The following is a 17,018-nucleotide window of genomic DNA, read 5'->3' on the forward strand; positions in this document are numbered from 1 at the left end:
TCGATCTGACGAAGGGGGTCGCCGAAAGGCGGCCCCTTTTTTCGTTGGTATGACACGGCCGTCTCACGGTCCCGCGGAAGTCCGGGCCGTCATGAGGGGCGGCTGTTCGACGGCTGCAGAAAGATTTCTGCGTGCGAGATCGGCCTCGACTTGGGCAGCGAGCTTGAAGAAGCGCTGGCGGACATCAGCGGCAAACGGATTGGATCGCTCGATCGCCTCGAACACTTCGGGGGCGTCGTGCCGGACCATGTCGACCGCTTGCATGAGCAGTGAGAAGCTTCGCGTGGTCATGTGAGTGGGAAGCGGCTCCATGGCGACGAGCACCCGCTCGATCAGATGCGTCAGGCCTTGCACGGCCGCGGCCTCGCGGTCGTGGGCCTCGGGCGTCGTGACGATCACCTTGAGCTTCAGCACCGTCCGGAGGAAAGCCGCAGCACGACGCCCGTGCCGTCCCGTGGTGTCAGGGCACACCGCGATCTTCAGTCCCGCGATCCCGCCGACGGCACTCTGCGGGCCGAACAGGGGATGGGTTCCCAGGATCTCGACGCCGGCCGGTAATCCCGCCCGCATGATCTCGACGGGGATCATCTTCACCGAGCCGACATCGACCACCAGCGTTCCCGATCGGAGATGAGGGGCAATGTCGGCCACGACATCGGACAGGCGGGATACCGGAACGGCCAGGATGACGACGGAGCAGCGTGCCGCCGCGATCAAGTCCGTCCGCACGGCGCCGTAGGTCTGGGAATCGGCCTCGGCCGGGCGTGGATCGTAGACGCGCAGCGCCATGTGCGGCCCGAGATGCCGGACGATCAGGCGACCGAAGGCGCCGAAACCGATGACCCCGACGGCGGGGCGGAATTGAGTGGCTTGGGAGACTGACACGGTGACCTCGGGCAGACGCGAGGTCGACGGATCATGATGAAGTGCAACCGCCGACGACGCAGCGGTTGGGCAAGATAAGCAAGCCGCCGCTATGAGAAGGGCGGGCGATAGGATGCGGTGAACGGCAAGCTTGTCATGAGGACGGTCGTCTATGCGGTGCCGCCATGCTCGTCAACAAGGCCGCATCGATGCCAGGACTGGGCCTGATCGTCGGGAACTCTTGAACGCTGCTCGATTGAAGGGCCCAGGTTTCGCTGCCCCGAGCGCGCTCTTCCACGTCGAGTGATTGCGGAACCAAAAAAAACGGGACGGCTTGCGCCGTCCCGTCTGTCGTCGTGCCTATCGGCCTAAGAAGATAGAAGCCAGTCGCTGGAGCAGGCCCCGCGGTGCGGGCGGAGGCTCACTCTGTCCAGGACCGTCCCCAATCTAATTGGCGGCGAAGGGGTGCTGAGCCGAGTTGCGCTGCTCGGTGACGGTCGAAGCCTTCGGCTCGCCGTTCACGGCGCGCTGGATCGAGAGCTTGGTGGCCTCGTAGTTGTACTTCTGGATCTTGGCGTCGTCGGCCGCTTCCCAGTGGATGAACACGCCGACCAGGATGAACAGGTCGTCGGCCTCATCGGCCGGGATGATGCCTTCGGCGACGGCATCCTGGACGGCCTTGGCAACGCCGTGCTGGGCCGGGCCGAACATCTGGACGGCCTGACGGGCGTCGTTGATGGTGACCTTGTTGAACATCAGGGTGTTCGGCTTGCACGGCAGGTTCGGCGCGATGACCGCGAGCAGGCTGGTGAAGCCGTGCTTGTTGTTCACGAGGCCGTTGCAGAAAGCCGTCTCGGCGGGCGAGCCGCGCGGTCCGATGATCAGGTCGATGTGAGCGACTTCGTTGCCGTCGCCGACGAGGGCTTCGCCAACCTGAACCTTGGTGATCTTCGCCATTCGGTGTCTCTCCCTGGATTCCGAAATAGGGCCGCGGCGCCGGACAATGCCAGCGGCCGGGAAGCCATCCTTGTTATCGGCGCCCGAACCTCCGGACGAGCCGGTTGGGCCGAGCCGGTTGGGCCGGACAGCGCGCCGGACCCTACAGTGCGACCCAGCGGCTCACAACCCGCGCAAGGCCCTGGATCTGAGGAATTTCTTTGACCGCGGGCCGTGAAAAGCTGGAACTTATCCGCGTATCACGCCAGGGCGGCGCCTGCCGTAGTCAGGGCGTCCCAGAACACGGTCGCCACCGTGAAATCCGCGCTGGTGCCAGGGTTGAGCCCGCGCGCCTTCAACGACGCGTCGAAGAGCAGCAGCGGCTCGACCGGACGTGTGGCGAGATCGAGACCGCCGAGTAAGCCTGCGGCCTCCAGGCGAACAGACTCCGCCACCGGTGCGCCGGCCTTGCGGGCGATGTGGCTGTCCGGAACGGTCCGGAGATAGGCGAGGTGGATCGCGGTGGTGCACCAGGTCGGATCGAGGCCTGCGGCGCGCGCGCCGGCGAGGGCCGGCAGCCCGATCTCTGCGATGTCCGCGAAGCCCGTGCCGTAGGCCCGAGCGATGCGGTCGCGATCTGCCGCTTCCGCCATGGCCGCGCGCAGGGAGGCCGGGGCGGCGGCCGATACGTCGTGCTGGTCGGCCCGGCCGAGGCCTCCCGGGTTCGCGAGCCGGATCGCTGCGAAGACCGCTTCGGAATCGTCAGCCTGCACGGTGTCCAGCACCGCTTCGACCGATCGGCCCCCCTCCGCTGCGACGGCAAGCGGCGCACACAGGAGCAGGATGCCGAGATTGGTGTTCTGGGCGACGGCCGCCAGGGTGGCCGCGACCCCGGCGCGGACCCGCGCACCGACGCCTGATCCCGCCCGCGCCAGCTCCGGTGCCGAGACGTCGGCGCTGGTGACGAAATCCGCCATGACCATGCGATGGCCGGCTGCGTAGGCGTGGACGTTGCCGGGTTTCAGCGCGTCGAGTTCCGCCAGGCAGGCGGCGCGGTAGAGCGTGCCGATCAGCCCCGGCGCGAGACCGGTCATGCCACCACGAGCCGCGGAATGCTGGCGCCCCGGACGGCGGACAGGAAACCGCGCACGACAGCGCCGGCGATATCGGTGTCGCACACGGTCTGCAGGCCGGACCAGGCCGGCATCGAATTGACTTCGAGGATCGAGAAGCCGCCCTCCCCGTCCTCCACCAGGTCCACCCCGGAATAGTCGACCCCGACCGCGGCGGCGGCGGCCTCGGCCATCTCGGCGGCGTCCCGGGGCATGGCCCAGGGCAGCGGCCGGCCCCCGCGGTGGACGTTGGTGATCCAGCCGTCGCCCTCCCGGATCATGCCGGCGATCGCGCGTCCGTCGCAGACGAACACACGATAGTCGCGCCACAGCCCGTCCCGCCGCGGCACGTAGCGCTGAAGATAGTAGACACGGGCTACAGCCTCCTCGTCCGGTAGGTCCCCGGGTGTCTCGATCAGCGCGAGACCCTCCCCTTGCGAGCCGAACAGCGGCTTGAGGACCAGAGGTGCGCCGGGGCGGGCTTCCCGCTCCACGATCTCCGCGGCGGCCTCGCGTTTCGAGACGACCCAGGTCTCCGGGGTCGGAAGGCCGGCACGGGCGATCAGCAGCGAGGTCGCCGCCTTGTCGACCGAGCGCTCGATGGCCGTGGGCGGGTTCCAGACCGTCACGCCCGCCGAGACCAGGGCGTGCAGCACGCCGAGCCGCATGGTGGTCGCCTCGAACGTGCCCCCCGCGATGGTCCGCAGCAACACGCCGCCGGGCAATTCGTCGGAGAAGCCCGGGACCCGCAGCGGCTCGCCGCCGCCGGTGGCCACGATCACGTCGGCCAGGGAGAACAGCACCGGCTCGACCCCCTGCGCCCGCAGGGCCGCCAGGAGCCGGGCCTTGTGCCAACTGCCGTTATCGGCCGCGAGGGCGATGCGCATGGATCGGAGACTCTCGACGGCCCTTTCCTGCACGGGAAAGCACCGGATCTGTGTGGGTGCGAAGCGCGATCGCGAGGGCCGGCCGGGACCGGCTTCCCCCTCTCCCACTGGGGAGAGAGGAACCCTCGCTTCATGCGATTGGCAGTGCGACGTCGTCTACGCCGCGATGCCTCGTGAACCGGAGCTCGAACGCCCCGCGTTTAAGCGAACGACGCTTCGACCAGCGTCGGCTCCAGGCGGCCGCCGCGATACGTGGCGCCGGTGCGCACCGACGTGACGATCGCTTCGGCCGGCGAGAACAGCGCGCCGTCGATCTTGTAGAAATCGCCGTTCACCCGCGAAAAGATCTCGGCGAACGGGGCGCCGTGGTCGCTCGACGTGGTGGACGGGATCTGCTCGGCGAGCTGCTTGGCGTCGGCATCGTCGGCATCGACGAAGAGCTGGACCCGGCCACCGTAGATGATCGCATCGTTGGTGCGGCCCATCGCCTTGATGAAGTCCGGGTGCGGCGGCGAAAGCGGGGCCGACCCGATGCCGTCGACAATCGCGTGCAGGTCGAACCCGACCGTGTGGGCCTTGTGCAGGGCCACCTCGAGTACCCGGGCGACCACCTGGGTCGAGCCGGCCAAGCTCTGGGTCGGTGCGAAGATGAAGGTCAGGTCCTCGGGCCGCAAGCCGGCCGCTTCGGCGACCTTGGCGACGACGCTGTCGGGCGGACCGCCGGCGGCTTCGAGCACCAGAGCGGTCTTCGAAGCGGAATCCCGATAGCCGAGCTCCTGATACAGATCCTCGACCGCAGCGACTGCGCGGCCGGGGCCCGAGCCGAGGGCGAAGAAGCCGGAATCGCCGGCTTCATCGGCCAGGCTCCAGCCCGCATACTGGCTGCCCAGGCAGGCGAGCACCGGGTCGGCCGCATGGACGATCACGGAATACGGCCAGGAGGCGATCGGGCCGCTCGGGGCGATGCTCACGGTGCCGAGGCCGCCGAGGCAGATCTCGGCGATGCGTCGTCCGGCCTCGATGGAGCCGCGCGCCTGGGCGCCGGCATCGACCATCCGGGCTCCGCCGGCCGTCTGCGAAACGGACAGGCGCAGCGTCGCGGCGTCGGCCACGAACCGCTCGATCAGCGGCGCCGTCAGCGCGTTGACGCTGGGATAGGATTGGCTGGCACTCATCTCAGGGTTTCCTCGGGGTGCATTTTCTCGGCGGTGAGGTCGGCTTGGAGCCGCGCCGTCCGCGTGTTCAAACTGTCGAGCGCCATCTGCCGGTCGGCCCCATGGGCAAGCACCGTGCAGAGAGGCGCGTCGCGGCGGACCACCGTGCCGGGGCGCGGGCGGTCGCGCACATGATCCGGCCAGGCGAAATCCGGCACGGGCGCATGCTCCCGACCCGCGTAACAGATCTGGGCGGCGGCCGCATCCGCCGGTTGCGCACCGAGCGCCGGCATGGCGCCGAGGCTGGCCGCGATGTGGGCCGCCAGGAGCGGCGTACTCCGGCGATCGAGGATGTCGAGGGTCGCGCCGGGCCGCGGGTTGATCTCGGTGAGCCACCAGCAGCCGGACCCGTCGACCAGGAAATCGGCGCTGCCGAGGCCGCGCAGGCCGGTCGCCGCAACGATGCTCTCAACGGCCTCCGCGACCGTAGCGATCAGCGCGTCGGGGAGAAGCCGAGCTTCCGTCGCAGCGCCGGTTGCGGCACCGCCGAACCGGTAGGGCTGGATCGGCGACGGCGCGCACCATTGCTCCGTCACCGCCAGCATTTGGATCGCGCGTCCGTCGGCGAGGAAGTTCAGCGCGTGGGGTCGGCCCGGGACCCGGGCCTGAAAATAATGCGCGTCCGGCGCGGGGCCGCGACCCGCCGGACGGATGTGGCTGCCGCCGCTGCCGCCGGTCCGCTTCAGCAACCAGCCGGACGGGTCGGGACGTGCATCGGTCGCGATCTTGGGATGCGGGATGTCGAGCCGGACGCAGAGCGCGGCGAGCGCGAACGGATCCTTGAGTGCGGCGACCGCGGGCGCATCGGCGCCGACCAGACGGTGCCGTTCGGCGGCCCGGGCGATCAGGCCGGGCGCGTCCTCGAAGCCGCTGCCGAGGACGAGGCCGACGACCGAGCCTGCGGTTTCGGCCAAGGCGTCGATTGCCGCCAGGGTCGCTTCGAAAGCCATCGGGCTGCCGAAGCGACCCGGGAGCGGCCGGTAGGCTTCGCTGAGCGCCAGCGTATCGGAATCGCCGAACAGGTCGGCCACGAAGGGGCGCATTCCCGCCCGCCGAGCCGCCTCCGCGAGGGCGCGCCCGGATTGAGCGGCGATCAGGATCGCCTCTGCCACGCCGGGATGCGCCGGAGCCGGCTCAGCCCGCGATCTCGACGGCCAGCGTGTAGGCGTCGCGGAAGTCGAGGCAGAGCGGCGTATCGGAGGCGAGCATCCGATCGAACAGGCGGCGCTGGGTCTGGTACTTCACATTACCCACCGCGAGGGCGCCGATGCCCACGCCCTTGCCGGTCGGCAGCGGCACGTCGACGGCGTTGACGTCGATTCCGGCGATCCCGGCGGGCGGCACCGCGTTCACGTCGGACGCGACGAGAAGCTTCGGAGCGGATTTCAGATCCTCGGCCGAGAGGATCGGGATGCCAGCCGGCCCGGCCGACAGGATCACGTCGGCGTCCCGGATGGCTACGCGGCGGTCCTCCGGTGTCGTCCCGTCGACGGCGCCGACCTCGATGCCGAAGCGCCACTTCATCGTGAAGGCGATCTTGGAGACCCGCTCCTCGCCGTCATGGCCGACCAGGACGGTCTGCGCGCCCTGAAGCGCGCCGATCACCGCGGCCACGTAGGCGACCACGCCGGCGCCGCCGAAGATCACGATGCGCTTGCCGGTCAGATCGGTGCCGAATTTCTGCCGGAGGGCCCGGGAGACCTGCGCCACCATGGCGGCGCCGGTGGTGAACGAGCCGGCGGGATCGGCGAAGACGTGGTTCACGAACGGCGGCACGAACGCCTTCTTGGCGCGGTCGACCATGTCGAGGGCGTCCTCGGCGTTCTTGCCGCCGATGAAGATGCCGGTCCGCGTGCCGTCCGCCGGAGAGCGCGAGAAGATCGAATCCTGGGTCAGCGACACGACGTCGGCGAGGCTGACCTCGGTGTAGGTCACCACCGTCTCGAAGCCGGCGTCGACGGCCATGTTCACGTCGAACGGGCTCATGTGCCGGAGCGGCGTCAGCATGTGGAGGATCGAGCGGGCCATGACGTTCTATCCCGTTTGGCGCGCATCAACCTGCGCCTGCAGACCGTCCAAACCCGCTGCGGGTGCCGCGGTCAAGTCCGGACCCGCCGGTTCAGTCCCCCGTGGTTATCGATGCGCCGCTGTTGCGGCCGCGGGCAATCAGGAAGCGAAGCGGCCCGCCGCGGTCGAGACTTGCCACCAGGGACCGGGCGTCGGCCTCAGACGGCATCAGCGCGAATCCGGTCGGTCCCCAGGACGATTGGCCGTAGCCGGGCACGCCCTGCGCGGCGGCTTGGTCGAGGGCCTGTGCGACGGCGGCGCTGGCGTAGCGGCCGCCCTGGTGCGGGGCGAAATGATCGCCGATGAGATCCTGGATCCGGGTGATTCCCGCGCCGAAGCCGTGCGGCTCGGCGAGCGCGACCGCCGGCAGGACCTGCATCAGCACGATCCGGCAGATCTCGGCCGCCTGTGCCTCGGGGAAGCGCGGGAGGTCGCGAAACGCCTCTACCTCCCGCGTCCCGTGCACGCCGGCCATGCTCCGATCAAGGATGAGCACGATCCGCCAGGCTTCGGGATAGGAGAGGCGCGCGGTGACCGGCGGTACTGCGCCATCGGGGCCGCGGCCGCCATCGACGATCAAGCCGCCCTCGGTAAACGCACTGAGCCCGACCCCCGACCGATTGCCGCGATCGAGGCTGGAGGAGAACGCGGCCGCCGAGAAGGAAGCCCCGCTCAGTCGCGCCATCGCGGCCGCCACGGCCAGCGCGAGCTGCGTGCCCGATCCGAATCCAGCGTGCGCCGGGATCGTCCGCTCGACCGCGATCGCCACCGCGTCGGACCCGCCGAGATGGCTCGCCGCCGCACGGGCGTAGCCCTGGACGCGCTCGACCTCTTCGCCCGTGGCGGACAGGAGTGCGGACCGGCGGCCGGTGAGCGCCAGGGAGGGCGTGTCGATGGCCAGCCCGATGCTGCCGAAGCGGCGGCCCAGGCCGCCGTGCAGGTCCAGGAATCCGAAATGCAGCCGCGCGGGCGCCTCGACTCGGATGATGCTGCTCGAAGCGGCCGCCTCGTTCCGCTGGGGGACCTCGCCCACGCCCATGTCTTCGAAATCCACACGCCGAACCGGCGCGCTTTTCCCATACGGCGGGCGGCCGAAGCAACGGGATCTTGCGGCCGATCGGCCGAACCAGAATGCGAACCCCCCTTGCCGAGGCGTGCGGATGAATGCAAACCTAGGGCAGCGACGGCGCGCCGAGTTGCCGCCCGCCCGGACCTGTCGGGCGGTCGAGCCATTCCGATCCGGCGGGATTCTCCTTCGGGAGTGAACCTGCTTCGTCCGGTCTTACGGCCGTCGCCCGCTCCGAAGCCAAACAAGAACGTCGCGTGAGGGAGCATGGCAGCCTGGGTGAAGGGTGGCGCGACGGACGCGGGCACCGCCATCGAGGCGGCCGTATCCTTGCTCGCCAAGGCGCGCGCGCCGGTAATCGCCGGCCTGAGTGCCGACGTCGCCGCGATCCGCGCGGCCTATGATCTCGCGGGGCGCATCGGCGCCTCCATCGATACCGCCGGCGCGGTCGGCACGTATGCCGAGCTAGGCTCGCTGAGCCGGGTGGGCGCCATGACCTCGACGCCGGCCGAGGCGGTCGGCCGGGCCGATGCCGTGCTCGTGGTCGGCGCAGCCACTTGGCATACGCCACTCATCAAACGCTTGGCGGAATCGAAGCCCACGCGTGGGCGCGCTGCCGGTTCGGACCGGGCGCTCCTGGCGCTGGGAGCCGGTCCGGAGGGCTCACAGGCGGCGCTGTCCTGCCCGGCTACGGGCGGGCTGGCGGAGGCCGTCGCGGAACTGCGCGCTTACGCCAAAGGCCATCTCGCAGGCGACACGCCGCAGGCCAAGCTCGTCGCGCGGATCGCCGCCGCACAGTACGGCGTCCTGCTGTACGATCCCGCGGAGCTCGGTGAACTGGGCGTGGAGATGCTCCAGGGCTTCGCCATGGAGCTGAACGAGACCACGCGTTGCTTCACGCTCTCGGTGGCTGGACCGGATCAGGACCGCGCCGTCGTGCCGGTGGCCGCCTGGTTGACCGGGCAGGCGCCGCGCAGCGGGTTCGGCCGCCGCGTCCCCGAACATGATCCGTGGCGCTTCGATGTCGCCCGGCAGGTCGCCGCTGGCGAGGTCGATGCCGTCGTCTGGCTCGCCGCGCTGCCGGTGGACCGGCCGAATTGGCTGGCTGCCGTGCCGTCCGTGGCGCTGGTCGCCGAGGCGGAAGCCTCTCTCGCCGACGTGGTGATTGCGGTCGGCCGTCCGGGACGCGACCTGGGCGGCGTCTTGTGGAACGAGCAGCGCGCCGCGCTGACCTATTGGCCGGCTTCGGCCCCGACGGACCTGCCGTCCGCCGCGTCGGTACTGGGTGCCCTGACAGAGCGCCTGGTCGAAGCTGGCGCCGTGTCGAGGAGTGAGCCCGCATGCTGAGCGTGATCCGGGGCGGGCGCGTCGTCGATCCGACCGCGTCCCGCGATGCCGTCGGCGACGTCTGGATCGAGGATGGCCGCATCGTCGAGCCCGCCGGCCGGGCGCCCGATCGGGTGATCGATGCGTCCGGCTGCGTCGTGATGGCGGGGGGCGTCGAGGTGCACTCGCACATTGCCGGCGGCAACGTGATCACCTCGCGCCTGCTCCTGCCCGACCTCTATGTCAGCGAGGCCTCGCCCGAGGGGCATCCTTTCGCGCATGCCGGCGGAGCTGCGGGCTGGATCGGCTCGACCTACGCGCGGATGGGCTACACCACCGCGGTCGAGCCGGCGATGCCGCCGACACACGCCTTGGCGACCCAGCTCGAACTGGCCGACATCCCGTTGCTGGATCGCGGCGCGCTCACCGTGATGGGCAACGACGACCAGCTTCTGCAGCTGTTGCGCGAACGGCAGGGCGGGAATGCCGTCCGCGATCTTGTGGCGCTCTCGGTCGCCACCTCGCGCGGCCTCGGCGTCAAGTGCATCAACGCCGGCGGCGCATCCGCCTTCAAGGACGGCGCGCTGCGCCTGTCTCTCGATGACGAGATTCCGGTCTACGGTCTCTCGACTCGGCAGATCATGGGGTCGCTGCTCGACGCGGTCGAAGAGATCGGCGTCCCGCACCCGCTGCACGTCCACTGCAACAATCTCGGCCTGCCCGGCGCGGACGATTCGTTCATCGAGACCCTGGAGGCCGCGGAAGGCCGACGCATCCACTTCGCCCATGCGCAGTTCTATGCCTACGGCGCCACCGAGGGTGGCGGCTTCCGTTCCGCGGCCGAGCGCATCGCCCAGGCCATCGCCGACAACCCGAACGCGACCCTCGATATCGGGCAGGTGGTGTTCGGACAGACCGTAACGGTCTCGCTCGACATCTTGCGGCAGTTCGCCGGCCGTAAGGGTGCCAAGCCGAAGAAGTGGGTGTTGAACGCCGGCGATGCCGAAGGCGGCGGCGTGGTGCCGTTCCTGTACCGGCCGCGCGGCCCGACCAGCTCGCTGCAATGGGCGATCGGTCTGGAGATCATGTTGCTCTCCACGGATCCGGAGCGCACGATCCTCACCACCGACCACCCGAACGGCGGCCCGTTCACGCAATACCCGCGCATCATCCACTGGCTGATGGACAAAGCTGAGCGCGATCGCGAGATCGCGACGCTGCCGGGTATCGTCGCGGAGCGGTCCAGCCTGCCGACTCTCGAGCGGGAATACAGCCTCTCGGAAATCGCTCAGCTGACGCGATCCGGCCCGGCCAAGCTGCTGGGACTCGCCGACCGTGGCCACCTGCGGCCCGGGGCCTGTGCCGACGTGGCGGTCTACCGCGACACATCCGACCGCACGGCGATGTTCACGGCCGCAAAGCTGGTCCTCAAGGACGGCGTGCCGATCGTCGAGGATGGCGAGGTGGTGGAATGGCGCGCCGGCCGGACGCTCTCGCTCTCGGTCGAGTCGGATCCGGCGATGGCCAAGCGCGCCGACGCCTACCTGACGGACCGGTTCGGCGAGGGGCTCGACAGCTTCGCTGTCCCGGACGCGGCGTTCGACGCAGATACGGACACCTTCGAGGCGGTGCCATGCCGGGCGTGATCAGCGGGGCGAGTGGCGGAAACAACCATGTCTGACCTCAGCCTCAACGGCATCCCGATCATCGACACCTTCGCGGAGGCGTTCGATGTGGCCGGGACCGCCATCATCGTCACCAACGACACCGCCAAATGGGCGATGATCGCCGCGACCACCATGACAGGCTTCGCCACGTCGGTGATCGGCTGCGGCGCCGAGGCCGGCATCGATGCCGTGCTGTCGCCGGACGAAACCCCGGACGGGCGGCACGGCGTGCGCATCCTGCTGTTCGGCTTCGAGCCGAACGGCCTCAAGGACCAGCTGATCAAGCGCGTGGGTCAGTGCATCCTCACCTGCCCGGGCACGGCCTGCTATGCCGGCGTGGACGGACCGACGAAGATCAAGCTCGGCGGCGCGATCCGGTATTTCGGTGACGGCTTCGCCATCGCCAAGCGGCTGCCGGACGCCAGCGGCAAGCTTCGGCGCTACTGGCGCATCCCCGTGATGGACGGGGAGTTCCTCTGCGAGGATTCGGTCCGGTCCGTTGATGGCGCCGTGGGCGGCGGTAACCTGCTGTTCCTTGGCCGGACCCATTCCGAAACCCTGATCGTCGCCGAGGCGGCCGTCGAGGCGGCCAAGGCGGTACAAGGTGCGATCCTGCCGTTCCCGGGCGGCATAGTCCGTTCGGGCTCGAAGGTCGGCGGCCGCACCAAGGGCATGATGGCCTCGACCAACGATGCCTATTGCCCGACCCTAAAGGGCCGTGCCGGCTCGGCGTTGCCGGCCGATTGCGGCGTCGTGCTGGAGATCGTGATCGATGCCCTGACCTCGCAGGGCGTGTCCGACTCGATGCGCGCCGGCCTCCATGCCGCCACCGAGATCGGCGGAAAGCACGGGCTGATCGCCGTGACGGCGGGCAATTACGGCGGCAATCTAGGCCGTCACCATTACCATCTGCGCGACTTGCTCGCGCGCGACGACACCAAGACGGAGGGCTGAGCCTTGAGCACCCTCACCCTGCGCGCGGCCCCGCCCGAGCGGCTCGACTTCCTGAACATCAATCCGCTGGCCCTGAGCCGGCTTTCCCAGGCCGACGCCGAACGCCTGGAGATCGGGACATCCCGCACCGGCGTGCGTCTCGGCGACTGCTTCTCCGTCTCGCTGGACGGCTCCGACACCCTGACCATTGAGGGCGGCCACGAGCGCCTCGACCGGGTCGGCGCTGCCCTGTCCGAAGGAGCGATCCGCGTGACCGGCAATGTCGGCCAGCGCCTCGGTGAGGGCATGGCCGGCGGCAGCCTGACCGTGACCGGCGATGCCGGACCCTATGCGGGCTCCGGCGCCACCGGTGGCGCCATCACGATCGACGGCGATGCCGGCGATTATGCGGGCGGTGCCGTGTACGCGGCCAAGGCCGGCCTCGATGGTGCGACGCTGATCATCCGCGGAACGGCAGGCGCGCATCTCGGCGACCGGATGCGGCGCGGGATCCTCCTGGCTGGCCGGGCGGGTGCCTATGCCGGCTCTCGGATGATCGCGGGGACGTTGGCCGCCCTGACCGTCGGGGACCATCCGGGCTACGGCATGCGCCGTGGAACCCTGCTGATCGGTTCGCACGGACGGTTGTCGCCGACCTTCGTGGAGACCGGGACGCACGATCTCGTCTTCCTGAAGCTGCTTGGAAAATCACTCCGGGGCCTCAGCGCGGAGCATGCCGCGCTGCTCGATCGGCCGCTGCGGCGCTATTCCGGCGACCTCGCGACCCTCGCCAAGGGCGAGATCTGGGTCGCGTCCTGACGTCACCCTGGGCAGAGCGGCCGCACGCGGCATATGCTCTGTCCAAGCGGGCCCGTACGAGGCCGGCACATTGGGGAGACGCCCATGCTCCTGCTTCTGTCGATCTGTCTCGTCGCCCAGCCCTCGACCTGCCGCGAGGACAGGATCGAAATGTCCTACGAGGGCTCGAACCCGTTCATCTGCCTGCGCCATTCGCAGAGCGCGCTGGCGACCTGGCAGGCCGCCCATCCGGACTGGCATGTCGAGCGCTGGCGCTGCGCCGCGCGCGGCAGCCTGCCGAAAAACCTGTGAGCGCGTCCCTAGACCGCCTCCCGGCGCCGGGTCTCCGGGCGGCCGGTTGCCGGCGACGAGCCCCGGCCGGGCGGCACCGATGCGCTCGCTGAAACTCCGTTTCGCGCTGCTGCTTGGTGGCACCGCGATCGTGGTGATGCTGGCGGCCCTCGCGGCGTTGGCCTCGATCGCGGCGGCCGAACGGACGGTTGACCGCACCCTCGAAGCGCAGCGCCGTCTCGAGCTGCTGGCCGAGTTGTCCGGCCGCCTCACTCAGTTCGGCCTCGCGGCGGTGGAGACGGTCGGCAATCCTGACGGGCAGCCCGAGGCCATGGCGATCGCCCGCGACAATGCCGACCGGGCGCTCACCACGGTCGACGAGGCGCTGGCCCAGAGTTTCCCGCCGAGCGACGACCCGGCCGACCGCATGCAATACGCCGCCCGGACGCGACCGATGGCGCAGCTGCGCGCCGCCCGGGTCGTGCTCGACCGTCAGGTCGCGCGGATCAACCGGCAGACCGAACCCGAGAAGCGTCAGGACGCGATCAAGGGTGCGCTCAACGGCTTCGGGGCGATGACCGGCCAGCCGCTGTCGTTCCTGATCGAGGCGGAGCGGCGCAGCATGGCGCTCGGGTCCGAACAGGCACGCGCCCTGTCGGTGCGTCTGCGCGTGGCCGCAGCCTCGGCGGTTGCGGCGGCCCTCGTGCTCCTGGCGGTTCTCTATCGCGGAGTCACCCGCCCGACCTTGGCGCGGATCGAGGAGGTCCGTCGGGCGGCGAGCGCCATCGGCCACGGTGCCCTCGATACGCGCCTATCGGTGGCGACCCGCGACGAGCTCGGGCTGCTGATGACCAACGTCAACCGCATGGCCGCACGCCTCGCCCGGCGCGAATCCCGGGTGGTGGCCGACCGTGCTGCCCTGGAGGACACCGTGGCGACCCGCACCGCGGACCTGCGGGCCGCCAACGCCCGCCTGGAGGCCGTGGATCGCTCCCGCCGGCGCTTTTTCGCCGATGTCAGCCACGAGTTGCGCACGCCGCTCACAGTCATCCTCGGCGAATGCGATCTGGCGCTGCGTGGTGCGTCCCGGGGTGCGGATCCGGCGCCGGTCTTCGCGACGATCCGGAAGCGGGCGCAGCGGTTGAAGCTTCGGGTCGAGGATCTGCTGCGCGTTGCGCGATCGGAGTCCGGAGAGATCGAGTTCGACAAGCGTCCGCTCGGGCTCGCCTCGGTGCTGGCCGAGGCCGTCGACAACATGGCCTCGGAGGCGGCCCGACGTCGCGTCGGCCTCAGCCTCGATCCCGGCACCCAGGACGTCGAGTGCCTGGCCGACCGCGAGTGGATGCGCCAGACGGTGGAGAGCCTCGTGGACAACGCCCTGCGTCACGCTAAGGGGCTGGCCCGGGTCGAGGTCGCGTTGTCGGGCGAGCCCGGAGCCCGCGCCCTGATAACCGTGACCGATGACGGGCCCGGCTTCGGCGCGTCGGAGGCCGAGCTGTTCGAGCGTTTCCGCCGCGGCGCCGGAGCGAGCCCCGACGAGACCGGCTTCGGCATCGGCCTGGCGCTCGCGCGCTGGATCGTCGAGCAGCATGGCGGCTCGATCCGCCTCGGGGCCGGCCCCGACGGACGCGGCGCTCGGGTCAGCCTGGACATCCCGGCGCTCGATCCGGCATGGGAGAGCGGCACGGCTGGGAATACGGCCAGTACCATGCAGGTGAGGGAGCCAGCCGCATGACGCGGATCCTGATCGTCGAGGACGATATCGACATCCGGGGGCTGTTGGCCCGCGGCCTGGAGGCCGAAGGGTTCGAGGTCGGTACCGCCGCCTGCGTCGACGAGGCGTTGAAGGCGGCGCATGATCCTGCGCCCGGCGCCGTCCTGCTCGACATCAACCTGCCCGACGGCTCCGGCCACGATGTCTGCCGGTCCCTGCGTGAGGGTGGTTTCCCGGGCGCGATCCTGTTCCTGTCGGCGCGCGACGAGATCCGCGACCGGGCCGAGGGCCTGGCGCTCGGCGCCGACGACTACATCATCAAGCCGTTCGTGTTCGACGAGCTCGTGGCGCGCCTGCGGACGCACCTGATGCGGCGCGAGCAGGCCGAGGCGCCGCGCTCGCGGATCAGTGCCGGGCGGCTGCTGCTCGATCTCGACACCCGTCAGGCGAGCTGCGGCGAGGCCAGCGCGCGCCTGACCCCGCGGGAGGCCGATCTCCTCGCCATGCTGATGGAGAGCATCGGCAAGCCGGTGTCCCGCGCCGATATCTTCGACCGGCTCTGGGCCAGCCAGGGCGGCCTCTCCCTTAACGTGGTCGACGTCTATATCGGCTATCTACGCTCCAAGATGGCGGACTTCGTTCGGTACGGGGGGCCAGGATTGGTCACCGTTCGGGGCAAGGGCTTCATGCTCGAACTACGCGGTCCCGATTTCCGCCAATGAGCCACTATACTTAAGTCGAATCCGGTAACGGTTTTGATGGTGAGCCGGGCATTTAGCTAGAGTCTCACAAAAAATTTGGGAGTATCCGGCAACTTAGTGCTTGAAGCCCGCTGCTGAATCGCCGATATCGGTGGCGCGCCGGAAAACCAGAGCGCCATCAGTGTCTTAGGGTACTCTTAGGAACCCGAGACGCCTGGTGAGGATACCGCCAAGGAGAAACACCATGAAGTGGGCTGCCCCTGTTGTGTCCGAGATCTGTGTCGGCATGGAAGTGACGAGCTACGAGTCGGCCGAGATCGACACCTTCAACTAAGATTTCCGGGGCCGGGGATCGCGGGAACCGCACCATGCGCGTCGTGATTCTCGGCTCCGCTGCCGGTGGCGGCCTCCCGCAGTGGAACTGCCGCTGCCCCAATTGCACCCTTGCGCGGTCCGAGCCGGACCGGGTGCGCCCACGGACCCAATCGAGCATCGCGGTCTCCGCGGACGGGTCCGATTGGCTCCTGATCAACGCCTCGCCGGATATCCGGCAACAACTCTTCGACAATTCCCAGATGCATCCCCGCGAGGGACTGCGCCACTCGCCAATCCGGTCCGTGCTCCTCACGAACGGAGACGTCGACCACGTGGCGGGTCTGCTCACCCTGCGCGAGGGCCAGCCCTATACGCTGTACGCCACCCGCGGCATCCTGGACTCCGTCAATGCCAACCGCGTGTTCGACGTGATGGCCGAGGGCGTCGTCGCCCGCCAGCCGATCGCCATGGACCAGCGGTTCGAGCCGCTGCCCGGCCTGTCCGTCACGCTGTTCCCGGTTCCCGGGAAGGTGCCGCTCTGGCTCGAGGACGAGACCATGGAGATCGGAGCCGAGACCGAGACCACCGTGGGCGCGCTGATCGAGGCGGGCGGGCGTCGCCTCGCCTACATCCCCGGATGCGCCCGGGTCACGGACGCGCTCAGGGACCGGATCGCCGGCGTGGACGCTCTGCTGTTCGACGGTACCGTCCTGCACGATGACGACATGATCCGCGCCGGCGTCGGCACCAAGACCGGCTGGCGGATGGGGCACGTGCCGATGCGGGGCGACAATGGCTCGATCGATGCGTTGGCCGGCGTTTCGCTCGGCCGCCGCGTCTTCGTCCACATCAACAACACCAATCCGGTCCTGGTCGAAGGTTCGCCGGAGCGCGCCGATGTCGAGGCGGCCGGCTGGACCGTGGCCCATGACGGTCTGAGCCTCGCCCTCTGAGGCAATCTCGCCCACCGGTTGGGTACAGGCCGAGCCGGCACTATATCGGGATCGAGCCCGGACATTCGCCCCGGCGGGGCATCATTCCGAACTGTCGTTGCCGGCACTCGGGATGGTTCCCGCGCAGAGGGCGGGATCGGAGTACAGGAAACGCGACCCGAGAACGGATTCCGG

At 69.6% G+C, this 17,018-nt stretch carries 17 protein-coding genes; 9 read left to right on the top strand and 8 right to left on the bottom strand.

From position 1 onward, the window contains the following. Positions 1–63: 63 nt before the first annotated feature. The 8 genes from ACYQPG_RS23865 to ACYQPG_RS23900 all read right to left on the bottom strand — a co-directional run bounded on the left by ACYQPG_RS23865 (position 64) and on the right by ACYQPG_RS23900 (position 8,113). Positions 64–885, bottom strand: coding sequence for a prephenate dehydrogenase/arogenate dehydrogenase family protein (locus ACYQPG_RS23865; RefSeq protein ID WP_461231891.1), 822 nt, complete (start codon positions 883–885; stop codon positions 64–66). A 426-nt stretch (positions 886–1,311) separates the two neighbouring features. Further along, complete coding sequence (gene fae / locus ACYQPG_RS23870; RefSeq protein ID WP_007568574.1) at positions 1,312–1,821, bottom strand: 5,6,7,8-tetrahydromethanopterin hydro-lyase; 510 nt, start codon at positions 1,819–1,821, stop codon at positions 1,312–1,314. Positions 1,822–2,060: 239 nt separating this feature from the next. Further along, positions 2,061–2,894 (bottom strand): triphosphoribosyl-dephospho-CoA synthase, encoded by an 834-nt coding sequence (locus ACYQPG_RS23875; RefSeq protein ID WP_419830394.1) that lies wholly within the window; start codon positions 2,892–2,894, stop codon positions 2,061–2,063. Then, on the bottom strand, positions 2,891–3,799 hold the full coding sequence (locus tag ACYQPG_RS23880; protein WP_461231892.1) for an ATP-grasp domain-containing protein: 909 nt from the start codon (positions 3,797–3,799) through the stop codon (positions 2,891–2,893). The genes ACYQPG_RS23875 and ACYQPG_RS23880 overlap by 4 nt, the downstream gene beginning before the upstream one ends. Before the next feature lie 200 nt (positions 3,800–3,999). Next, complete coding sequence (gene mch / locus ACYQPG_RS23885; protein ID WP_147906616.1) at positions 4,000–4,974, bottom strand: methenyltetrahydromethanopterin cyclohydrolase; 975 nt, start codon at positions 4,972–4,974, stop codon at positions 4,000–4,002. After that, complete coding sequence (locus ACYQPG_RS23890) at positions 4,971–6,125, bottom strand: ATP-grasp domain-containing protein (RefSeq protein ID WP_419830396.1); 1,155 nt, start codon at positions 6,123–6,125, stop codon at positions 4,971–4,973. The genes mch and ACYQPG_RS23890 overlap by 4 nt, the downstream gene beginning before the upstream one ends. A gap of 22 nt (positions 6,126–6,147) precedes the next feature. Continuing rightward, positions 6,148–7,041: an NAD(P)-dependent methylenetetrahydromethanopterin dehydrogenase gene (locus tag ACYQPG_RS23895; RefSeq protein WP_147906614.1), complete on the bottom strand. Its 894-nt coding sequence runs from the start codon at positions 7,039–7,041 to the stop codon at positions 6,148–6,150. A gap of 91 nt (positions 7,042–7,132) precedes the next feature. Continuing rightward, positions 7,133–8,113: a beta-ribofuranosylaminobenzene 5'-phosphate synthase family protein gene (locus ACYQPG_RS23900; RefSeq protein WP_461232503.1), complete on the bottom strand. Its 981-nt coding sequence runs from the start codon at positions 8,111–8,113 to the stop codon at positions 7,133–7,135. Positions 8,114–8,413: 300 nt separating this feature from the next. Between ACYQPG_RS23900 and ACYQPG_RS23905 the strand changes: the two genes are divergently transcribed. The 9 genes from ACYQPG_RS23905 (at position 8,414) to pqqB (ending at position 16,844) form a co-directional block, all read left to right on the top strand. Then, on the top strand, positions 8,414–9,493 hold the full coding sequence (locus ACYQPG_RS23905) for a molybdopterin-binding domain-containing protein (protein WP_147906613.1): 1,080 nt from the start codon (positions 8,414–8,416) through the stop codon (positions 9,491–9,493). After that, positions 9,487–11,118: a formylmethanofuran dehydrogenase subunit A gene (locus ACYQPG_RS23910; RefSeq protein ID WP_419830398.1), complete on the top strand. Its 1,632-nt coding sequence runs from the start codon at positions 9,487–9,489 to the stop codon at positions 11,116–11,118. Before ACYQPG_RS23905 ends, ACYQPG_RS23910 begins: the two co-directional genes overlap by 7 nt. 27 nt (positions 11,119–11,145) lie before the next feature. After that, positions 11,146–12,093 carry a formylmethanofuran--tetrahydromethanopterin N-formyltransferase gene (gene fhcD / locus ACYQPG_RS23915; RefSeq protein ID WP_147906611.1) on the top strand — a complete coding sequence of 316 codons (948 nt, stop codon included), beginning with the start codon at positions 11,146–11,148 and terminating at the stop codon, positions 12,091–12,093. A gap of 3 nt (positions 12,094–12,096) precedes the next feature. Next, the gene (locus ACYQPG_RS23920; protein ID WP_147937865.1) at positions 12,097–12,891 is read left to right on the top strand and encodes a formylmethanofuran dehydrogenase subunit C; all 795 of its coding nucleotides are present in this window, start codon (positions 12,097–12,099) and stop codon (positions 12,889–12,891) included. Positions 12,892–12,975: 84 nt separating this feature from the next. Next, positions 12,976–13,182 (top strand): hypothetical protein, encoded by a 207-nt coding sequence (locus ACYQPG_RS23925; protein ID WP_007564437.1) that lies wholly within the window; start codon positions 12,976–12,978, stop codon positions 13,180–13,182. Between the two features lie 79 nt (positions 13,183–13,261). Beyond that, a complete protein-coding gene (locus tag ACYQPG_RS23930; RefSeq protein ID WP_461231893.1) occupies positions 13,262–14,896 on the top strand; it encodes a sensor histidine kinase in 1,635 nt (544 codons plus the stop codon). Next, entirely contained in the window at positions 14,893–15,597 is a 705-nt protein-coding gene (locus ACYQPG_RS23935; protein WP_147906608.1) for a response regulator transcription factor, read from the top strand. The genes ACYQPG_RS23930 and ACYQPG_RS23935 overlap by 4 nt, the downstream gene beginning before the upstream one ends. Before the next feature lie 223 nt (positions 15,598–15,820). After that, positions 15,821–15,910, top strand: a complete 90-nt coding sequence (gene pqqA / locus ACYQPG_RS23940; protein ID WP_007564431.1) for a pyrroloquinoline quinone precursor peptide PqqA — start codon at positions 15,821–15,823, stop codon at positions 15,908–15,910. A 34-nt stretch (positions 15,911–15,944) separates the two neighbouring features. After that, a complete protein-coding gene (pqqB, locus tag ACYQPG_RS23945; RefSeq protein ID WP_419830399.1) occupies positions 15,945–16,844 on the top strand; it encodes a pyrroloquinoline quinone biosynthesis protein PqqB in 900 nt (299 codons plus the stop codon). The last annotated feature ends 174 nt before the right edge of the window (positions 16,845–17,018 follow it).

This window comes from Methylobacterium sp. CM6246 (assembly GCF_054818005.1).

What these genes read in the sequence shown, in the direction of transcription:
- ACYQPG_RS23910 (WP_419830398.1), top strand. Translation starts at nt 9,487, where the DNA reads ATGCTGAGCGTGATCCGGGGCGGGCGCGTCGTCGATCCGACCGCGTCC.
- ACYQPG_RS23935 (WP_147906608.1), top strand. Translation starts at nt 14,893, where the DNA reads ATGACGCGGATCCTGATCGTCGAGGACGATATCGACATCCGGGGGCTG.
- ACYQPG_RS23880 (WP_461231892.1), bottom strand. Translation starts at nt 3,799, where the DNA reads ATGCGCATCGCCCTCGCGGCCGATAACGGCAGTTGGCACAAGGCCCGG.
- ACYQPG_RS23895 (WP_147906614.1), bottom strand. Translation starts at nt 7,041, where the DNA reads ATGGCCCGCTCGATCCTCCACATGCTGACGCCGCTCCGGCACATGAGC.
- ACYQPG_RS23875 (WP_419830394.1), bottom strand. Translation starts at nt 2,894, where the DNA reads ATGACCGGTCTCGCGCCGGGGCTGATCGGCACGCTCTACCGCGCCGCC.
- fhcD (WP_147906611.1), top strand. Translation starts at nt 11,146, where the DNA reads ATGTCTGACCTCAGCCTCAACGGCATCCCGATCATCGACACCTTCGCG.
- pqqB (WP_419830399.1), top strand. Translation starts at nt 15,945, where the DNA reads ATGCGCGTCGTGATTCTCGGCTCCGCTGCCGGTGGCGGCCTCCCGCAG.
- ACYQPG_RS23925 (WP_007564437.1), top strand. Translation starts at nt 12,976, where the DNA reads ATGCTCCTGCTTCTGTCGATCTGTCTCGTCGCCCAGCCCTCGACCTGC.
- fae (WP_007568574.1), bottom strand. Translation starts at nt 1,821, where the DNA reads ATGGCGAAGATCACCAAGGTTCAGGTTGGCGAAGCCCTCGTCGGCGAC.
- ACYQPG_RS23930 (WP_461231893.1), top strand. Translation starts at nt 13,262, where the DNA reads ATGCGCTCGCTGAAACTCCGTTTCGCGCTGCTGCTTGGTGGCACCGCG.
- ACYQPG_RS23905 (WP_147906613.1), top strand. Translation starts at nt 8,414, where the DNA reads ATGGCAGCCTGGGTGAAGGGTGGCGCGACGGACGCGGGCACCGCCATC.
- pqqA (WP_007564431.1), top strand. Translation starts at nt 15,821, where the DNA reads ATGAAGTGGGCTGCCCCTGTTGTGTCCGAGATCTGTGTCGGCATGGAA.
- mch (WP_147906616.1), bottom strand. Translation starts at nt 4,974, where the DNA reads ATGAGTGCCAGCCAATCCTATCCCAGCGTCAACGCGCTGACGGCGCCG.